This is a genomic window from Streptococcus sp. 27098_8_82, from assembly GCF_041431615.1.
Lineage (GTDB): Bacteria > Bacillota > Bacilli > Lactobacillales > Streptococcaceae > Streptococcus > Streptococcus sanguinis_K.
Map to the genome: position 1 here is coordinate 46,985 of NZ_JAPVYB010000001.1, position 16,063 is coordinate 63,047.

Annotated in this window: 19 protein-coding genes and 1 riboswitch; of the genes, 16 read left to right on the forward strand and 3 right to left on the reverse strand. The window is 42.5% G+C overall.

Annotated features, from left to right (window positions below; translation table 11 throughout):
- Positions 1 to 44: 44 nt before the first annotated feature.
- Genes racE through yidD form a run of 9 tightly spaced genes read left to right on the forward strand, consistent with a single transcriptional unit; the run spans position 45 to position 5,767 of the window.
- A complete protein-coding gene (gene racE / locus O3627_RS00230; RefSeq protein ID WP_125402429.1) occupies positions 45 to 839 on the forward strand; it encodes a glutamate racemase in 795 nt (264 codons plus the stop codon).
- Entirely contained in the window at positions 836 to 1,840 is a 1,005-nt protein-coding gene (locus tag O3627_RS00235; RefSeq protein WP_049548004.1) for a nucleoside-triphosphate diphosphatase, read from the forward strand. Before racE ends, O3627_RS00235 begins: the two co-directional genes overlap by 4 nt.
- Positions 1,819 to 2,340, forward strand: coding sequence for a metallophosphoesterase (locus O3627_RS00240; RefSeq protein WP_002905880.1), 522 nt, complete (start codon positions 1,819 to 1,821; stop codon positions 2,338 to 2,340). Before O3627_RS00235 ends, O3627_RS00240 begins: the two co-directional genes overlap by 22 nt.
- Positions 2,337 to 2,798 carry a cyclic-di-AMP-binding protein CbpB gene (cbpB, locus tag O3627_RS00245; RefSeq protein WP_002897025.1) on the forward strand — a complete coding sequence of 154 codons (462 nt, stop codon included), beginning with the start codon at positions 2,337 to 2,339 and terminating at the stop codon, positions 2,796 to 2,798. The genes O3627_RS00240 and cbpB overlap by 4 nt, the downstream gene beginning before the upstream one ends.
- The gene (gene xerD, locus O3627_RS00250) at positions 2,795 to 3,526 is read left to right on the forward strand and encodes a site-specific tyrosine recombinase XerD (RefSeq protein ID WP_002894607.1); all 732 of its coding nucleotides are present in this window, start codon (positions 2,795 to 2,797) and stop codon (positions 3,524 to 3,526) included. The genes cbpB and xerD overlap by 4 nt, the downstream gene beginning before the upstream one ends.
- Before the next feature lie 2 nt (positions 3,527 to 3,528).
- Positions 3,529 to 4,239: a segregation/condensation protein A gene (locus O3627_RS00255; RefSeq protein ID WP_002905143.1), complete on the forward strand. Its 711-nt coding sequence runs from the start codon at positions 3,529 to 3,531 to the stop codon at positions 4,237 to 4,239.
- Complete coding sequence (scpB, locus tag O3627_RS00260) at positions 4,232 to 4,801, forward strand: SMC-Scp complex subunit ScpB (protein WP_002909096.1); 570 nt, start codon at positions 4,232 to 4,234, stop codon at positions 4,799 to 4,801. The genes O3627_RS00255 and scpB overlap by 8 nt, the downstream gene beginning before the upstream one ends.
- Complete coding sequence (locus O3627_RS00265; protein WP_002894611.1) at positions 4,788 to 5,516, forward strand: pseudouridine synthase; 729 nt, start codon at positions 4,788 to 4,790, stop codon at positions 5,514 to 5,516. The genes scpB and O3627_RS00265 overlap by 14 nt, the downstream gene beginning before the upstream one ends.
- Complete coding sequence (yidD, locus tag O3627_RS00270; protein ID WP_081102867.1) at positions 5,513 to 5,767, forward strand: membrane protein insertion efficiency factor YidD; 255 nt, start codon at positions 5,513 to 5,515, stop codon at positions 5,765 to 5,767. The genes O3627_RS00265 and yidD overlap by 4 nt, the downstream gene beginning before the upstream one ends.
- Before the next feature lie 48 nt (positions 5,768 to 5,815).
- Here the strand turns inward: yidD and O3627_RS00275 are convergent, their stop codons facing one another.
- Both O3627_RS00275 and trkA read right to left on the reverse strand, forming a co-directional pair.
- The gene (locus O3627_RS00275; RefSeq protein ID WP_049543903.1) at positions 5,816 to 7,255 is read right to left on the reverse strand and encodes a TrkH family potassium uptake protein; all 1,440 of its coding nucleotides are present in this window, start codon (positions 7,253 to 7,255) and stop codon (positions 5,816 to 5,818) included.
- A 4-nt stretch (positions 7,256 to 7,259) separates the two neighbouring features.
- Positions 7,260 to 8,609 (reverse strand): Trk system potassium transporter TrkA, encoded by a 1,350-nt coding sequence (gene trkA / locus O3627_RS00280; RefSeq protein ID WP_002913133.1) that lies wholly within the window; start codon positions 8,607 to 8,609, stop codon positions 7,260 to 7,262.
- A 339-nt stretch (positions 8,610 to 8,948) separates the two neighbouring features.
- Here trkA and O3627_RS00285 point away from each other — a divergent pair, with 339 nt between their 5' ends.
- The 3 genes from O3627_RS00285 (at position 8,949) to O3627_RS00295 (ending at position 11,044) form a co-directional block, all read left to right on the forward strand.
- A complete protein-coding gene (locus O3627_RS00285; RefSeq protein WP_009659168.1) occupies positions 8,949 to 9,452 on the forward strand; it encodes a tRNA (cytidine(34)-2'-O)-methyltransferase in 504 nt (167 codons plus the stop codon).
- A gap of 116 nt (positions 9,453 to 9,568) precedes the next feature.
- A riboswitch (FMN riboswitch) is annotated at positions 9,569 to 9,715 on the forward strand.
- A gap of 131 nt (positions 9,716 to 9,846) precedes the next feature.
- On the forward strand, positions 9,847 to 10,404 hold the full coding sequence (locus O3627_RS00290; RefSeq protein WP_002899751.1) for an ECF transporter S component: 558 nt from the start codon (positions 9,847 to 9,849) through the stop codon (positions 10,402 to 10,404).
- The gene (locus O3627_RS00295) at positions 10,394 to 11,044 is read left to right on the forward strand and encodes a phosphatase PAP2 family protein (RefSeq protein WP_002913241.1); all 651 of its coding nucleotides are present in this window, start codon (positions 10,394 to 10,396) and stop codon (positions 11,042 to 11,044) included. Before O3627_RS00290 ends, O3627_RS00295 begins: the two co-directional genes overlap by 11 nt.
- A 202-nt stretch (positions 11,045 to 11,246) precedes the next feature.
- On the opposite strand, the gene O3627_RS00300 is transcribed toward O3627_RS00295, so the two are convergent.
- On the reverse strand, positions 11,247 to 11,819 hold the full coding sequence (locus O3627_RS00300; protein WP_002913129.1) for a TetR/AcrR family transcriptional regulator: 573 nt from the start codon (positions 11,817 to 11,819) through the stop codon (positions 11,247 to 11,249).
- A gap of 340 nt (positions 11,820 to 12,159) precedes the next feature.
- Here O3627_RS00300 and O3627_RS00305 point away from each other — a divergent pair, with 340 nt between their 5' ends.
- The 4 genes from O3627_RS00305 to O3627_RS00320 all read left to right on the forward strand — a co-directional run bounded on the left by O3627_RS00305 (position 12,160) and on the right by O3627_RS00320 (position 15,955).
- On the forward strand, positions 12,160 to 13,503 hold the full coding sequence (locus O3627_RS00305) for an MATE family efflux transporter (protein WP_343092030.1): 1,344 nt from the start codon (positions 12,160 to 12,162) through the stop codon (positions 13,501 to 13,503).
- Between the two features lie 600 nt (positions 13,504 to 14,103).
- Positions 14,104 to 14,403: an MGMT family protein gene (locus O3627_RS00310; RefSeq protein ID WP_002899758.1), complete on the forward strand. Its 300-nt coding sequence runs from the start codon at positions 14,104 to 14,106 to the stop codon at positions 14,401 to 14,403.
- Positions 14,404 to 14,462: 59 nt separating this feature from the next.
- Entirely contained in the window at positions 14,463 to 15,410 is a 948-nt protein-coding gene (locus tag O3627_RS00315; RefSeq protein WP_247908306.1) for a TIGR01212 family radical SAM protein, read from the forward strand.
- On the forward strand, positions 15,404 to 15,955 hold the full coding sequence (locus tag O3627_RS00320; RefSeq protein WP_343092031.1) for a class I SAM-dependent methyltransferase: 552 nt from the start codon (positions 15,404 to 15,406) through the stop codon (positions 15,953 to 15,955). The genes O3627_RS00315 and O3627_RS00320 overlap by 7 nt, the downstream gene beginning before the upstream one ends.
- Positions 15,956 to 16,063: the final 108 nt, after the last annotated feature.

Here is a 16,063-nt window from a genome sequence, read left to right on the forward strand (position 1 = left end):
ATTTGGAATCGGCTTCCAGTCCCTTGTTTTAGAAAGAAGACCTTATGGATAATCGACCAATCGGTTTTTTAGACTCAGGAGTGGGCGGTTTGACTGTAGTCCGTGAGCTCATGCGGCAGCTCCCCCACGAAGAGGTCATTTATATTGGAGATTCAGCGCGGGCTCCTTACGGTCCTAGGCCTGCTGAGCAGATTCGCTCTTATACCTGGCAATTGGTCAACTTCCTCCTGACCAAGGATGTTAAGATGATTGTCATTGCCTGCAATACAGCGACTGCTGTTGTCTGGGAAGAAGTGAAGGAAAAGCTGGATATTCCCGTACTGGGTGTGATTCTGCCGGGGGCTAGTGCAGCTATTAAGTCAACTGCCAGCGGCCGCATTGGTGTTATTGGAACACCAATGACAGTTTCTTCTGATATTTATCGTCAGAAGATTGAAGCGCTCTCGCCGGAGATGCAGGTGGAAAGTTTGGCCTGCCCTAAGTTTGTACCTTTGGTAGAGTCAAATGAACTTCATTCCAGTCTTACCAAAAAAGTTGTCTATGAAACCCTGCAACCTCTGGCTGGCCGGGTAGATACCCTGGTCTTGGGCTGTACCCACTATCCCTTGCTCCGGCCTATCATTCAAAATAGGATGGGACCGAATGTGAAGCTAATTGACAGCGGGGCAGAGTGCGTACGGGATATTTCTGTCCTACTCAATTACTTTGAAATCAATCGCAGTCGGGAAAAACAGGAGCTCAATCACCAATTTTACACAACTGCCAATGCCAAAAGCTTTTCGGAGATTGCAGAAAGCTGGCTGGGCCTGAAAGTGAATGTGGAGCATGTAAGCTTATGACAAATAAAATTTATGAATACATTGACGAGAACAATTGGTATATCGGAGAATGGACCCGCTTTCGCAAGGCTGGCTATCATTTCAACGACATCCCATACAGGCTCTTGGAGCATATAGATGCAGAGTTGAGTGAGCTGATTGAGCGGGATTTGGATGAAGAATACAACGCCTTTACCACAGTTGTGGTCAAATACGGCTCGCCCATGTCCTATATCCAGTTTGTCCTTAATATGATTAACGACCGCCAGAAGCGCGATTTTAAGGCGACCAGTCATAAGGGGGCTATTCTAATTACAGAAAAGGATTTGCTGCGCAAGGTCTTCTTCCTGTCTAAAGATGGAGTTAAGATGACCGACTTTTTTGGTCAGGGGCAGGAGACCGAGATGGCTGTCGGAGATACCATCTTGATTGCGACTCGAAACGAAGGTAAGACAGCAGAGTTTCGCAAACTCTTTGATAAGCTGGGCTATAAGGTTGAAAATCTCAATGATTATCCTGATTTGCCAGAAGTGGAAGAAACGGGAACCACCTTTGAGGAAAATGCGCGGCTCAAGGCAGAGACCATCAGTAAACTGACCGGTAAAATGGTGCTAGCTGACGACTCAGGTCTGCAGGTCGATGTTTTAGGCGGCTTGCCTGGCGTCTGGTCGGCTCGCTTCGCTGGAGTAGGCGCGACAGATGATGAAAACAACATCAAGCTCCTGCATGAGTTGGCTATGGTGTTTGATGTTAAGGACCGCTCGGCCCATTTTCATACGACCCTAGTGGTGGCTAGTCCTGACAGGGAGTCTCTGGTAGTTGAAGCGGATTGGCCGGGCTACATTGCCCATGAGCCAAAAGGGGAAAATGGCTTTGGCTATGATCCTTTGTTCTTAGTGGGAGAAACAGGAAAAACGTCTGCCGAGCTGACGATGGAAGAAAAAAATGCGCAATCTCATCGGGCTCAGGCAGTTAAGAAATTAGTGGAGGTATTTCCAGCATGGCAAAGCAAACCATTATAGTCATGAGTGATTCTCATGGTGACCGTGCTATTGTAGAAGAAATTAGGAATCATTATATTGGAAAGGTAGATGCGATTTTCCATAATGGAGACTCTGAGCTTCCTTCTGATGATGAGGTATGGCAAGGGATTCAGGTTGTTGCAGGGAATATGGACTTTTACGACGGCTATCCAGAACGCTTGGTGACGGATTTGGCGGGGACCATTATTGCACAGACTCACGGGCATCTCTTCCATATCAACTTTTCTTTTCAAAAGCTAGATTTGTGGGCGCAAGAGGTTAATGCAGACATCTGCCTCTATGGTCACCTGCATATCCCAGATGCTCGAATGGAAGGCAAAACGCTCTTTCTAAATCCGGGCTCCATTAGCCAGCCGCGCGGCCTAATCAACGAACGTCTCTACGCTAAGGTAGAGATTGATGATGACCGCTTTAAAGTTGATTACTATACACGAAATCATGAACTTTATCCAAGCTTGTCCAAGGAGTTTAGCCGATGATTGCTAAGGAATTTGAAGACTATCTGCTGCAACATGAAGAAACTTTTTTGACGCCTGGAGAAAATCTGGCGGTGATGATTGATACCCACAATGTGGATCATGCTATCCTATTGCTGAGTCAGATGACATACTCACGTGTACCAGTCGTGACGGCAGATAAAAAGTTTGTTGGTACGATTTCCTTGACAGACATCATGTCTTATCGCATGCGCCATGATTTGCCAGAAGAGGAATTCATGATGACAGACATCGTCCACATGACTAAAATGGACGACTTGACAGTTGGGCCAGATTATACTGTATCAGATGTGCTTCATAAGCTGGTCGACGAGTCGTTTCTGCCGGTTGTGGGCGAGGATCAGCATTTTTACGGAATTATTACTAGAAAGTCCATTTTGAAAGCTGTCAATTCTTTGTTGCACGGCTTTAGCAAGAAGTACGAAATTCGCAAAAAATGAAAGAATACATTAGACCGTTTTTAAATCAAAAAAACATCTCAGAAAATTCTAAAATTGCCTATTCTTATGATTTGGAGCAGTTTATCGAGGAAGTACACGGCCGGATTACCGAGACCAATCTGCGGATTTATCAGGCCTCTATCAAGGATTTTAAGGCAGCTGTTCAGAAGCGGAAGCTCTCAGCAGTCAATCAATTTCTCTATTTCCTTTATCAGCAGCAGCTTATTGAGGAGTTTCACCGCTTGGTCCTGCCCAAGGTCTCCATATCGAAGGAGCAGGAAAACGAACTATTAGACCTGTCTGCTTTTTGGCAGGAATCAAGCGTTCCCAGGGGGCGGCTGATGGCTCTTCTTATTTTGGAAATGGGCTTGCTGCCTAGCGAGATTCTGCAGGTCAGAGTGGCAGATGTCAATCTTGACTTTCAGGTTTTGAAGATTGAAAAGGCCGGTCAGAAACGGGTCATCAAGATTCCTGAGAGCTTGACGGGTGAGTTAGAAGACTATCTGACGGGGACGTATTTATTTGAGAAAAACGGCAAATCCTATTCTCGTCAGTGGGGTTTCCGTCAGCTAGAGGCCTTCTTGATTGAGCAGGGACAAGCCAGTCTATCTGCCCAAAGCCTGCGTGAGCAGTTTATTTTGCGCCAGCGGGAGAAGGGGATTGGCCTCTATGATATTGCCCAGGATTTGGGCTTGAAAACCATGATTACATTAGAAAAATACAGATAAAAATGGATATCAAACTAAAAGATTTTGAAGGCCCGTTGGACCTGCTGCTCCACCTCGTATCTAAGTACCAGGTGGATATTTATGATGTGCCCATTACGGAGGTTATCGAGCAGTATCTGGCTTATGTGGCTACTTTGCAGGCCATGAAGCTGGAAGTGACGGGCGAGTACATGGTCATGGCCAGCCAGCTTATGCTGATTAAGAGCCGCAAGCTTTTGCCTAAGGTGGCGGATAATGCTGAGCTAGAAGATGACTTGGAGCAAGACCTCTTGAGCCAGATTGAGGAATACCGCAGGTTCAAGCTCTTGGGTGAGAAAATGTCGCTCCAGCATGATGACCGAGCGCTTTATTATTCTAAGCCTAAGCTGGAGCTGGTTTATGAAGACGCTGAGCTCCTGCATGACAAGTCAACGATTGATCTTTTCTTGGCTTTTTCCAAGGTTATCGCCAAGAAGCAAGAGGAGTTTTCTAAGAGCCATACAACCATTGTGCGAGACGAGTATAAGATTGAGGACATGATGGATGTGGTGCGTCAGCGCTGTGCTGGTAAGAGCCGTCTGGCTCTGCAGGAGATTTTCGCAGAGACCAAGGACATGAATGAAGTTATTACTCTCTTTCTGGCGACATTGGAATTGGTCAAGGTGCAGGAAGTGCAAGTCATTCAGGAAGAAAACTTTGGAAATATTTATTTAGTAGGAAGAGGAAATGAGTAAGTTAGCAGAGATTGAAGCCCTGCTTTTTGTGGCGGGAGAAGATGGACTCAAGGTTCATCAATTGGCAGAAATCCTTTCTTTGCCGCCGACCGGGGTTATTCAGAGTTTGGAGAAGTTGGCTGAGCAATATGAAGCCAATCCAGACTCTAGCCTGACCCTGCTGGAAACTTCAAAGACATACAAGCTAGTTACAAAGCCAGAGTTTGCTGAGATTCTGCGGGCCTATTCAAGGGCGCCAATCAATCAAAGTTTGTCGCGGGCTGCACTGGAGACCTTGTCTATCATCGCCTATAAGCAGCCGATTACAAGGGTAGAAATAGATGACATCCGTGGGGTTAATTCCAGCGGTGCTTTGGCTAAGCTCTTGGCTTTTGAACTAGTTCGAGAGGATGGCAAAAAGGAAGTCATTGGCCGGCCAAATCTCTATGTGACAACGGATTATTTCTTAGACTATATGGGGATCAATCACTTAGATGAGCTGCCGATTGTCGAAGAAACGGAGCTAGTTGCTGAAGAAAGCCAGCTCTTTATTGAAAGGACAGATATCAATGAGAATCAATAAATACATCGCTCATGCTGGGATAGCCAGCCGTCGAAAAGCAGAAGAGCTAATTAGGCAGGGGAAGGTCAGTATAAACGGCCAAGTGGTGCGAGAGCTGGCGACGAACGTCAAGTCTGGCGACCGTGTGGAAGTAGAAGGCCAACCTATCTACAATGAGGAGAAGGTTTATTATCTCCTCAATAAGCCGCGCGGGGTCATTTCCTCTGTCAGTGATGACAAGGGACGTAAGACGGTCGTGGATCTTTTGCCTCAGGTCAAGGAGCGGATTTATCCGGTCGGTCGTTTGGACTGGGATACTTCTGGCATTCTCATTCTGACCAATGACGGAGACTTTACCGACGAGATGATTCATCCCCGCAATGAGATTGACAAGGTCTATGTGGCGCGTGTCAAAGGATTGGCCAATAAAGAAGTTCTTCGTCCTCTGACTCGAGGTATTGAAATCGAGGGGCGCAAAACCAAGCCAGCAGTTTATGAGATTATTAAGGTTGATCCGGCGAAAAATCGCTCGGTCGTTCAGCTGACCATCCATGAAGGCCGTAACCATCAGGTTAAGAAGATGTTCCAAGCTGTCGGACTGCAAGTGGATAAGCTTTCACGGACTCGCTTTGGTCATCTGGACCTGACGGGCCTCAAGCCTGGTGAGTATCGTAAGCTCAGTAAAAAAGAAGTCAGCCAGCTGCATACACTGGCTGTAACCAAGACCAAGAAATGATAAAGAAACTGCTTATTGCTCCTGTCCGCTTTTATCAACGTTTCATCTCACCTGCTTTTCCTCCATCTTGCCGCTTTCGGCCCACCTGCTCTAACTATATGATAGAGGCTATCCAGAAGCATGGTGCCAAGGGAGTTTTGATGGGTTTGGCGCGAATTCTCCGCTGCCATCCCTGGTCTCAACCAGGAGAGGATCCCGTACCAGACCATTTCAGCCTGAAAAGGAACGATACAAGAAAAAAGTCACACTAGCTATTTAGCTAGTGTGACTTTTTTTTATCTATAATTTCAGAGTGTTTCCTACCTTCTCGACCAAGTCTTAGGCAAGAAGAGTAGGAGAATTGGGTAGATTTCCAAACGTCCGCCAATCATGGCAAAGGATAGCAATAGCTTAGAAAAAGGACTGAAGATAGAAAAGGTATCCGTCGTCCCAATCATAGGACCGATATTGTTGAAGCAGGATAGAACACCACTGACAACTGTCATGAGATTGTTATTATCCAGGCTGACGATGAAAACCAGTGCCAGCACGATCAAAACATAGGTTGCTAAATATTTGAGGACCTTGTGCTGAGTATCCTTATCTAAGACAGCACCATTGACATGCATGGTTAGGACCCGATTGGGTGATAGGGTAGAGAGGATTTGATTTTTGGCAATGCGGGAAATGATAATCCCCCGAATAACCTTGAATCCCCCAGCGGTTGATCCGGCCGAACCCCCGATACACATGAGCAGTAGCAGGATGACCTGAGAAAAGAGCGGCCACTTGACCGTATCACCATAGCCGAATCCAGTCGTTGTGATGATATTGGAGACCTGGAAGAAGGAAATCTCCACGCTCTTAGCAAAACCTTGATAGAGATGGAAGACATTAAAGGCAATCAAGGCAGTGGAAAGAAAGACAATCCAGAGATAGCCCCTAAGCTCCTCATCGCCAAAGCAGGCCTTAAACTTGCGAATCAGCAGATAATAATAGAGGTTGAAGTTGACACCGAAAGCCAAGACCCCAAAGCTGACCAGATAAGTAATCAGTGAGCTGTTGTAGTGAGCAATACCGTCATTGTATACGGTGAATCCTCCTGTACCAGCTGTTCCCATGGCAATCACAAGGCTGTCAAAGAGCGGCATACCCGCCAGGAAATAAAGCAAGGCGAAAATTGCAAAGAGAGCCAGATAAATGATATAAAGGATCTGGGCCGTACTCTTGAGCTTGGATACAACCTTGCCAAAGACTGGTCCCGGAACTTCCGCTTTCATGACCTCCAAGTGGCCATTTTTAGCATTGTCCATAATAGCTAGGGCAAAGACCAGTACTCCCATCCCTCCGATTAAGTGGGTAAAGCTACGCCAGAAGAGAAGCGAATGAGAGAGAACGCCGACATCGTTGAGAATAGTCGCTCCCGTGGTTGTAAAGCCGGAGCTGACCTCAAAGAAGGCATTGATGATGTCCGGTATCTGACCAGAGAAGACAAAGGGCAGAGCTCCGAAGAAGGACCAGAGAATCCAACAAAGGGCTACAATCAGTACACCTTCCTTGGCGTAGATATGCAGGTCCTTGGGCTTGAAATAAGAGCCTATGCCACCTAAAACTAGCAGGATAGCCATGGTCGCCCCGATAGAGAGAAAGACTTTTAAAGGCTCACCGTAGATTAGAGCGACGATAATGGGTACAATCAGCAGAGCCGCCTCAATCAGCAGTAATTTTGCTAGCAGGTAGCGAATCATAGATCTATTCATGGGTCTACCTCGCTAACAGATCGTAAATCTGCGTGATATTTTGGAGCAGAGTGGTCACGACAATTTTATCTCCAACTTGCAGATTGTCATCGCCTGTAGGAAAGATAGCTTTACCTTGGCGGATAATGGCCGCAATCAGAACATCTTTCTTCAGATGAAGCTGAGACAGAGGAATACCAGTCATCTTGTTTTCTTCCTTGATTTGGAACTGCAGGGTCTCGATTTGGCCGTTGGCTACATGGTGCAGAGCTTCTAGGTTAGAGAACTGAGCATTGTAGCGACCGCGGATAAAGTGCATAACTGTATCAACGGCGATACCTTTAGGTGTCACGATGCTGGCAAAGTCTTGGTTATCAATGATTTCCAACAAACTAGTCCGGTTGACCTTGGTGATGTTTTTCTGCACACCCAGATTATTAAGGAACATAGAAGTAATGATATTTTCTTCGTCTACACCAGTCAGGGTAGCGATGGCATCAAAGTTATTGGCGCGTTCCTCCAGTAGGATATCCTTGGCAGTACCATCTCCATGGACAACATAGAGATCAGGAAATTCCTGACTGAAAAAGGTTGCCCGTTCATGGTTAGATTCAATGACTTTGAGCTCGATTTTACTATTCTTGAGAATATTGAGCAGGTAATAAGCAATCTTGCCTGCCCCGATAATCATCAGGCTCTTAACCACTCTAGGTCGTACCATATTATGGAATTGAACGATGTCCAGGCGGTTACCTGTGACATAGATTTTGTCGCCGGCATCCAAAGTGAAGTCTCCATCAGGAATTTCCAAGTGCCCTTTTCTCTCAATGGCACAAACAATGATATTTCCAAATTTCTTGCGGAACTGGGAAATACTCATCTGGCAGAGATTGCTGTCTTCCTTGAGTTTGAACTCCATCAGTGCCACCCGGCCATTGGCAAAGTGCTCTACTGACAGGGCATTAGGGAAATCAATGATATTGGCAATATAGCGAGCAGTTAGGAGCTCAGGATTGACCACCAGCGAGAAGCCTAGAATGTTCTTCTCCTTAAAGTAAGGGTTGGAATATTCAGGATTACGCACCCGAACGACGGTTTCCTTAGCGCCCATTCGTTTGGCCAGAACAGCTGAGACCATGTTGACCTCATCATGCTCAGTCATAGAGATGAAGATGTCGCAGTGACTAACATCCGCTTGTTCTAAGATTTTGAAGTTGGCTCCATTGCCAGAAATACCGATAATGTCATAGCGCTTGGTAATCTGGTTGAGAACAGCCTCATCCTGCTCAATCAGGATAACATCATGATTTTCAGCCACTAAGGAGCGACAGAGGGCCGTTCCGACCTTCCCGCCACCGACAACAATAATTTTCATAAGTTTAGATTCCTCCAAAGTATGTATCTATCATACTCTTTTTTCAATTAAATTTCATCTATAAAATACAGAATAGCTTGCTTATTTATAGAATTCCGAATATTTTTTTACCAAAATGGTATCTTCCTGTGATATTTAAAAAAAGTACAACTTTTTGAGCATTTTTTATTGACTTGTAGGCTGAAAGTGTTATACTAAATGAGTACCTTCATTGGTTTACCTCAAACCTGTTGTGATGTAAGTTAATGAAGCCTTAACCACGCTGTTTGCTGAGCTTGACTCCGGGCAGTGTGGCTATTTTTTTATCTAAAGAAAAATACTAGGAAAAATATTCTTATTATGAAAAATCATATTGTTCTTTTTGAGCCTCAGATTCCGCAGAATACCGGCAATATTGCCCGTACTTGCGCCGCGACTAATTCACCGCTTCACATCATCAAGCCCATGGGTTTTCCCATTGATGATCGCAAGATGAAGCGGGCTGGGCTGGACTATTGGGATAAGCTGGACATCACCTATTATGAGAGTTTAGACGATTTTATGGAGCAGATGGATGGCCGTCTTTATCTGATTTCTAAGTTTGCAGAGAAGGTCTATTCTGAGGAAAATTTTGCAGCAGAAGGTTCGCACTATTTTATGTTTGGTCGTGAGGACAAGGGATTGCCAGAGGAATTTATGCGTCGTCATCCAGAGAAGGCACTGCGTATTCCCATGAATGATCAGCATGTTCGCAGCCTCAATGTTTCAAACACAGTCTGTATGATTGTTTATGAAGCCCTGCGCCAGCAGAATTTTGCTGGCTTAGATTTGGTACACGAGTATGAAGCGGACAAGCTGAAGTAGCGGAATGAATGTATCTAAGCAGTTAATTTTCCTGATTGATAGAACACTAATGTTGAAACATTTTTGATTACATCAATCAAATTGCTTGCTCTGGCAGGCTTTTTTTGTTATGATAATGATGTCTTCAGGGCAGGGTGAGATTCCCGACCGGCGGTAATTTTTGGATTGGAAATTTTTTCTCAATGCCAATTAAGTCCGCGAGCGCAAGCTGATGTGGTGAGATTCCACAACCGACAGTATAGTCTGGATGGGAGAAGACGAGAGGCAGTGAAGCATACTTGCCGTTTAATCTTTATTTAAGGGCTGAGCCTTATACTAAATAATCATTAGCTGACAAGCTTTTTTCAGTGGCCTTTCCGGCTTCTCTAATTTTTATAAATTGGAGGAACCTGTGATGACAAATACTCGTAAGTTGGCGATTGTAGCAGTTTTATCTGCACTTTCATTTCTACTCATGCTTTATGAGATTCCCTTGATAACTGAGTTTCTAAAGTTGGATTTTTCAATTATTCCGATTTTACTGGCTTTGGTAGTCTTGGATCTAAAAAGCTCTCTAGCAGTGCTCTTGATTCGCTCTGTCTTAAAGCTAGCTTTGAATAATAATGGCGTAGGCACTCTAATCGGTCTACCCATGAATATACTAGCGGTAGCTGTCTTTGTTTGTGCTTTTTCCCTCTTGTGGAAAAAAAGAAAGAGCTTATCTAGCTATGTGAAGGCTTCCTTAGCAGCAACACTTGGTCTAACGATTACTATGATCATTCTAAATGTCATTTATGCTGTGCCTCTCTATGCGAGGTTTGCTGGTTTTGATATTAATAAGGCATTTGGTCTTTCCAAGTATCTGCTGACTATGATTGTCCCTTTTAACCTATTAGAAGGAGTAATCTGGGCTGCTGTCTTTTGGCTAATTTACAAACTCATACAGCCCGTTCTAAAACGCTATGAAAAATAAACAATCTTATCTAACAAAGGGCTCTTTTGCCCTTTTACTTTTCTTTATGCTAGGCTACATGGTCAAATTTTATCCTGAGCAGCTGACCAGCTTTGACACCCCGATTCAGACCTGGTTGCGGGGAGACTTGCCTGCAGCTTTGACGACTTTTTTCAAACTAGTGACCAGTGTGATTGATCCGATGGGGATTATCATCTGGGTTTCGGCTCTTGTCCTGTTTTTCCTTTATAAAAAATGGAAGCTGGAAGCTGCCTTGCTAGCGGGAAATCTGGTCTTACATGGGATTTTGATTAAGCTGATTAAACTCCTTTACCAAAGAAGCCGGCCCAGTCTTTCGCATTTGGTCAAAGAGGGTGGTTACTCTTTTCCGAGCGGGCATGCCATGGCGACAGCCGTTGTTGTTGGGACCTTGATTATCATTGCCCAGCAACGAATTCAAAACCAAAAAATCAAGCGATTGGTACAAGGTTTGCTCTTTCTCTTTATCTTCATGATTATGGCTTCCAGAGTCTATCTGGGAGTGCACTACCCGACAGATGTAATCGGAGGAGCCTTGATGGGCTTTGCCATCCTCAATATTGAATTTCCTTTTTATGACAAGCTGCGTTTCCAGTGGCGTTTCAAGGGAAAGCAGAAATAGCGTTTACTTTGATAAGAATAATCAATAGGAACAGAGTTACAGAGTCGAAAAATTATTTATGGCATAATTCTTGAGTTTTAGAATTCAAACTTAGTTTTGGATTACAGTTATCATACACTGGCCGTTAAAAAATGAGTTATAATTGAATTATTGAAAAACACCAAATGAACATGGTAAGTAGTTCATTTGGTGTTTTTTAGTTTTAAGCATTTTGAATAATATCTTGAATAGATAGCTTGCAAAGTGATTTGAATTTTTTAGAAAAGACTTCAGGAGATTCTGGAATTGCTTGTGTAATCCATGACTTTATAATTGATAGAGTATAATTAACAAGTAATTCTTCAGTAAACTCTTTAGATAAACCCATTTTACTAGACAGTTGAATGTTTTGGCTAATCCAAGTCTTATATTGTTTCTTTAAAAAAAGTTCCCAATTAGGATCAGCTGCAGTTGAATAAAGATATTTTAGCCAGATTCTATTCTCAAAAATTAATGGTATTATTTCAGAAGCAAGGAAGTCAATAAAAAGAGCATTATCGGATCCATTTGAACCTGGTACAAAATCTAGCATTTTTGACATTATTCGTTCGTCAATGTCGTGATGAATAGCTTCAATTATTTCGTTAGGAGAGTTGAAATGATTTTTATAGATTGTTTGTCTTGCTATGCCTGCTTCTTCTGCAATCTCAGAAAAAGAAAAGTTAGATTTATCAGGATATTTTTCAGAAAGTCGAAAGAAAGCAGTGATAATATTTTCTCGCGTATCTTTGGTCATTGCCGTTATTCTCCTTGTCAGTCAATATGTAGCCTAGTACTTCTAATGTTATTAGTAAAAAATTATTTTAGTCTAAGTATAATTAATTAGATTCAATACTAACAAAAAAATTACAGTTTGTAAAAAATTTTCTAAATTGCTTTTGATTATTCTGTAAAAGCAAGATATTTTGGCTACATTTTGTAAATTTTTGGTACTGGAAGTAGTATAATGAAAATGTTATTATGTAATTTGTATTGTGTCTATGCTCTTTATCAAAATGGAAAATGTTGTCTAAAAGGGTATATGACTGGAAAAATCTTTAGGAATAGAAAGAGCTTTGAACAAATGAGACATAGTCATGAATAAATTAGAAAATATATCTGTAAAAAAACTGTTAGTTCAACTAATTATTCCCTCATTAGTTACAGCAATAGTAAGTGGGTCTTATAATTTAGTTGACGGCATATTCATTGGACAGACCTTAGGGATTGAGGGAAATTCCGCTAATACATATACATTTATGATATATGCCTTGGTCTATGCTTTTTCAGCTCTAGCAAGCGAAGGAACAGCATCCTTGTTGACAATCTCACTTGGCAAAAAGGATTACAAAAATGCCCGATTAATTTTAGATTCCTCTATCCAAGTTTCTTTAATTTTATCAATTCTACAGTCGATACTTTTATGGTTTTCCTTAGAAGGTTTATTGATTATTTTTGGGGCACCACAAGAACTGTATCATTATGTTAAAGAATTTTGCCTTACATTTCTTATTGGAGCGCCTATATATTTTGTATCACATACTCTTTTGTACTGTTTGCGGGCTCAAGGTAAGATTAAAGAAGTTTTACATATCAATGCTATTTCATTTCTTGTGAATGCAGGGACTGGTGCAGTTCTAATTCTTGTATTTCATACTGGTTTTTTTGGATCAGCTTTATCTACAGTTCTGGCTAATCTTGCTGCACTTATCTTGACATTCAGAGAGTACACTGGAAAATCTAACGATTTAAAAATAGATTTGAAGAGCTTATTATTTATTGATAAAAAGCTTATCAATAAAATTATTGCAATGGGGTTGCCATTCTTTCTTACAACGGTCATATCTGTGATATTACTGATATTATATAATAGGGTTGCTTTTGATTATGCAGGTACTTATGGTCTTGCTGCTTTATCTATAACTTCTTCAATCTATCGCTATATTATTTCTTTGATGAATGCTATTACAAATGGAGTTCAGCCTGTAATTAGTTTTAATTATGGTGCAAAAAATTATAGTAGAATAAAGCAATCACTTAGTATTTCACTAATAATCAGCACAATTTTTTCTCTGTGCTTGTTCCTTGTAATTCAAACTTTTACAGTGCAAATAGCTACACTTTTTAATTCAAGCGATCCGAAATTTATAAAGTTTTCTAGTACAGCCTTAAGACTTGTTATGATATCGTTACCTGTACAAGGAATCATCAATATCGGAACTAACTATTTTCAATATATTTCTTTCTCGCGGATATCTACTTTTTTAGTTATTCTGAGACAGATTATTTTTCAAATACCTTTAGCATTATTTTTACCAATTTTGTTTGGAATAACTGGCCTGTGGTCCTCTTATTTTATTTCGGATTTTTTGATACTTGTGATTATAATGTTTTGGCTAAAATTTATGATGACTAAATTAAGAAAAATTATGGAGGCATAAAATGACCTATATAGAGATGTGTAATTCTTTTAAACGATATAAATCAGGAGACAGCGAGATTGTCGCTAATAATAATATGAATTACAAAATAGATAAGAGAGACGATGTATATCTATAAAGAGATAATTTAATTTTATCTATTCTAGGTTCTGTAGTAAATTTTTGTTTAAAAAACATAAACATGTTAGGAGTATTAAAATCTGTAGATTGATTATATTTTGTTTTATATATATTATTTGAGTATAATTATATCCCTTTTTCTTTATGGAAGAAGGGATTTTTCGAGTCACTGCTGGATTTTGTGGTAGAATGGAATTTATAAAAACTTATAACCTCTTAAACTTTCATTATTGGAAGTTTTTAGAGGGTTAGCTAATCAATAAAGCTGTAGAAGTAAGTTTCGATTGCTTCTATCTTAGGAACGATCTTGCCATGAACTGGAGGGTAAGAAAGCTTTATATCTATAAGTGGAATGGAAGTTGCTCGGAAATGATATGAATACATCATCAATGAAAGAGGCTTTATAATATAGCTTCTAAAACGAAGGATAGTGTTCTGGCCTTTCTGATCCACTTTGTAAGAAGGAGGGTCATTTCCGTTTTGAATCAAGAACTCATTAATGCTGTTTTGGCATTAGTAGATAGCATTCCCTCTGGGCGCGTGGCGACTTATGGCCAGATTGCCCGTTTGATTGGTCGGCCTAAAAACGCCCGCTTGGTGGGGAAGATTCTTAGTCAGTCTGAGCTTTATGGCGGCAAGCATCCTTGCCATCGGGTAGTCAATGCGGCAGGACGCCTCGCACCGGGCTGGGAAGACCAAGAACACTTGCTCTGGGCGGAGGGAGTGGACTTGAAGGCTAATGGCTGTGTGGATTTGAAAGTCTATTTGTGGGAGCGGTGATTTCCTTCTTTCTTTGTGAAAGAGGGAATTTTTGTTTCTAAACTCTTTTTTGTGGTAGAATGAAAGGTATGAAATCTTACAATTCTTTGAATGATTATTATCGCAAACTTTTTGGAGAGAAGACTTTTAAGGTGCCCATTGATGCGGGCTTTGACTGTCCCAATCGGGATGGTACGGTAGCGCATGGAGGCTGTACCTTCTGTACCGTTTCGGGTTCAGGTGATGCCATTGTGGCGCCGGATGCGCCCATTCGCGAGCAGTTCTATAAGGAAATTGACTTCATGCACCGCAAGTGGCCTGATGTTCGCAAGTATCTGGTTTATTTCCAGAACTTCACCAATACCCATGAGAAGCTTGAAGTGATTCGTGAGCGCTATGAACAGGCCATTAACGAGCCTGGCGTCGTTGGTCTCAATATCGGGACTCGGCCTGACTGCTTGCCTGAAGAGACCATCGCCTACTTGGCTGATCTGTCTGAGCGTATGCATGTGACTGTGGAACTGGGGCTTCAGACTACCTATGAGGAGACTTCGGACCTCATCAATCGTGCCCATTCCTATGAGCTTTATGTGGAGACGGTCCAGCGAGTTCGTAAGCTGGCTCCCAAGGCGGAGATTGTCTCTCACTTGATCAATGGCCTGCCGGGCGAAACCCATGAGATGATGCTAGAGAATGTCCGCCGTTGTGTGACGGACAATGACATCCAGGGAATCAAGCTTCACTTGCTTCACTTGATGACCAATACCCGTATGCAGCGGGATTATCATGAGGGGCGACTGCAGCTGCTCAGTCAGGAGGAGTATGTCTCCATCATATGTGACCAACTAGAGATTATCCCCGAGCATATCGTCATCCACCGAATCACAGGCGATGCTCCGCGAGATATGTTGATTGGCCCTATGTGGAGCCTCAATAAATGGGAAGTTCTCAATGCCATCGAGGCAGAAATGCGTCGTCGTGGCAGCAAGCAAGGCTGTAAAGCAAAGGAGCAGAGATTCGTATGTTAAGACCCTTACAGATGGCCCATGCCTTTTTGGCAGAAGTCGTGACCAAGGAAGATATCGTGGTAGATGCTACTATGGGCAACGGACATGACACCCTCTTTCTGGCTAAGTTGGTCAAGCAGGTCTATGCTTTTGACATTCAGGAGCAGGCTGTGGAAAAGACCCGCCAGCGCTTGGCAGAAGCTGGCTTGGACAATGCTCAGCTAATCTTGGCTGGCCATGAGACTCTGGACCAATACACAGACCATTTCAAGGCAGCTATTTTTAATCTTGGCTACTTGCCTTCGGCGGACAAGTCTGTCATTACCCGACCCGCTACGACGTTGGAAGCTCTGGGAAAAGTCTGTCAAGGCTTAGAAAAAGGCGGCCGTGCAGCGATCATGATTTACTACGGGCATGAAGGTGGCGAAGTTGAAAAAGATGCGGTGCTAGACTTCGTCAGTCAGCTGCCTCAGCAGGACTTTACTGTTGCCCTCTATAAGACTATCAATCAGATTAACAACCCGCCTTTCTTAGTCATGATTGAGAAATTGAGAGAAGGAACTTGAGATACAATAAGGATACAGAGAGAAAAGCCAGACAATAGGAGCTTTCAGTACTGTATCCTTGTTTTTTATCGTGAAAATCGAATAATTAGGTCTAAAAGAAAAGAATTA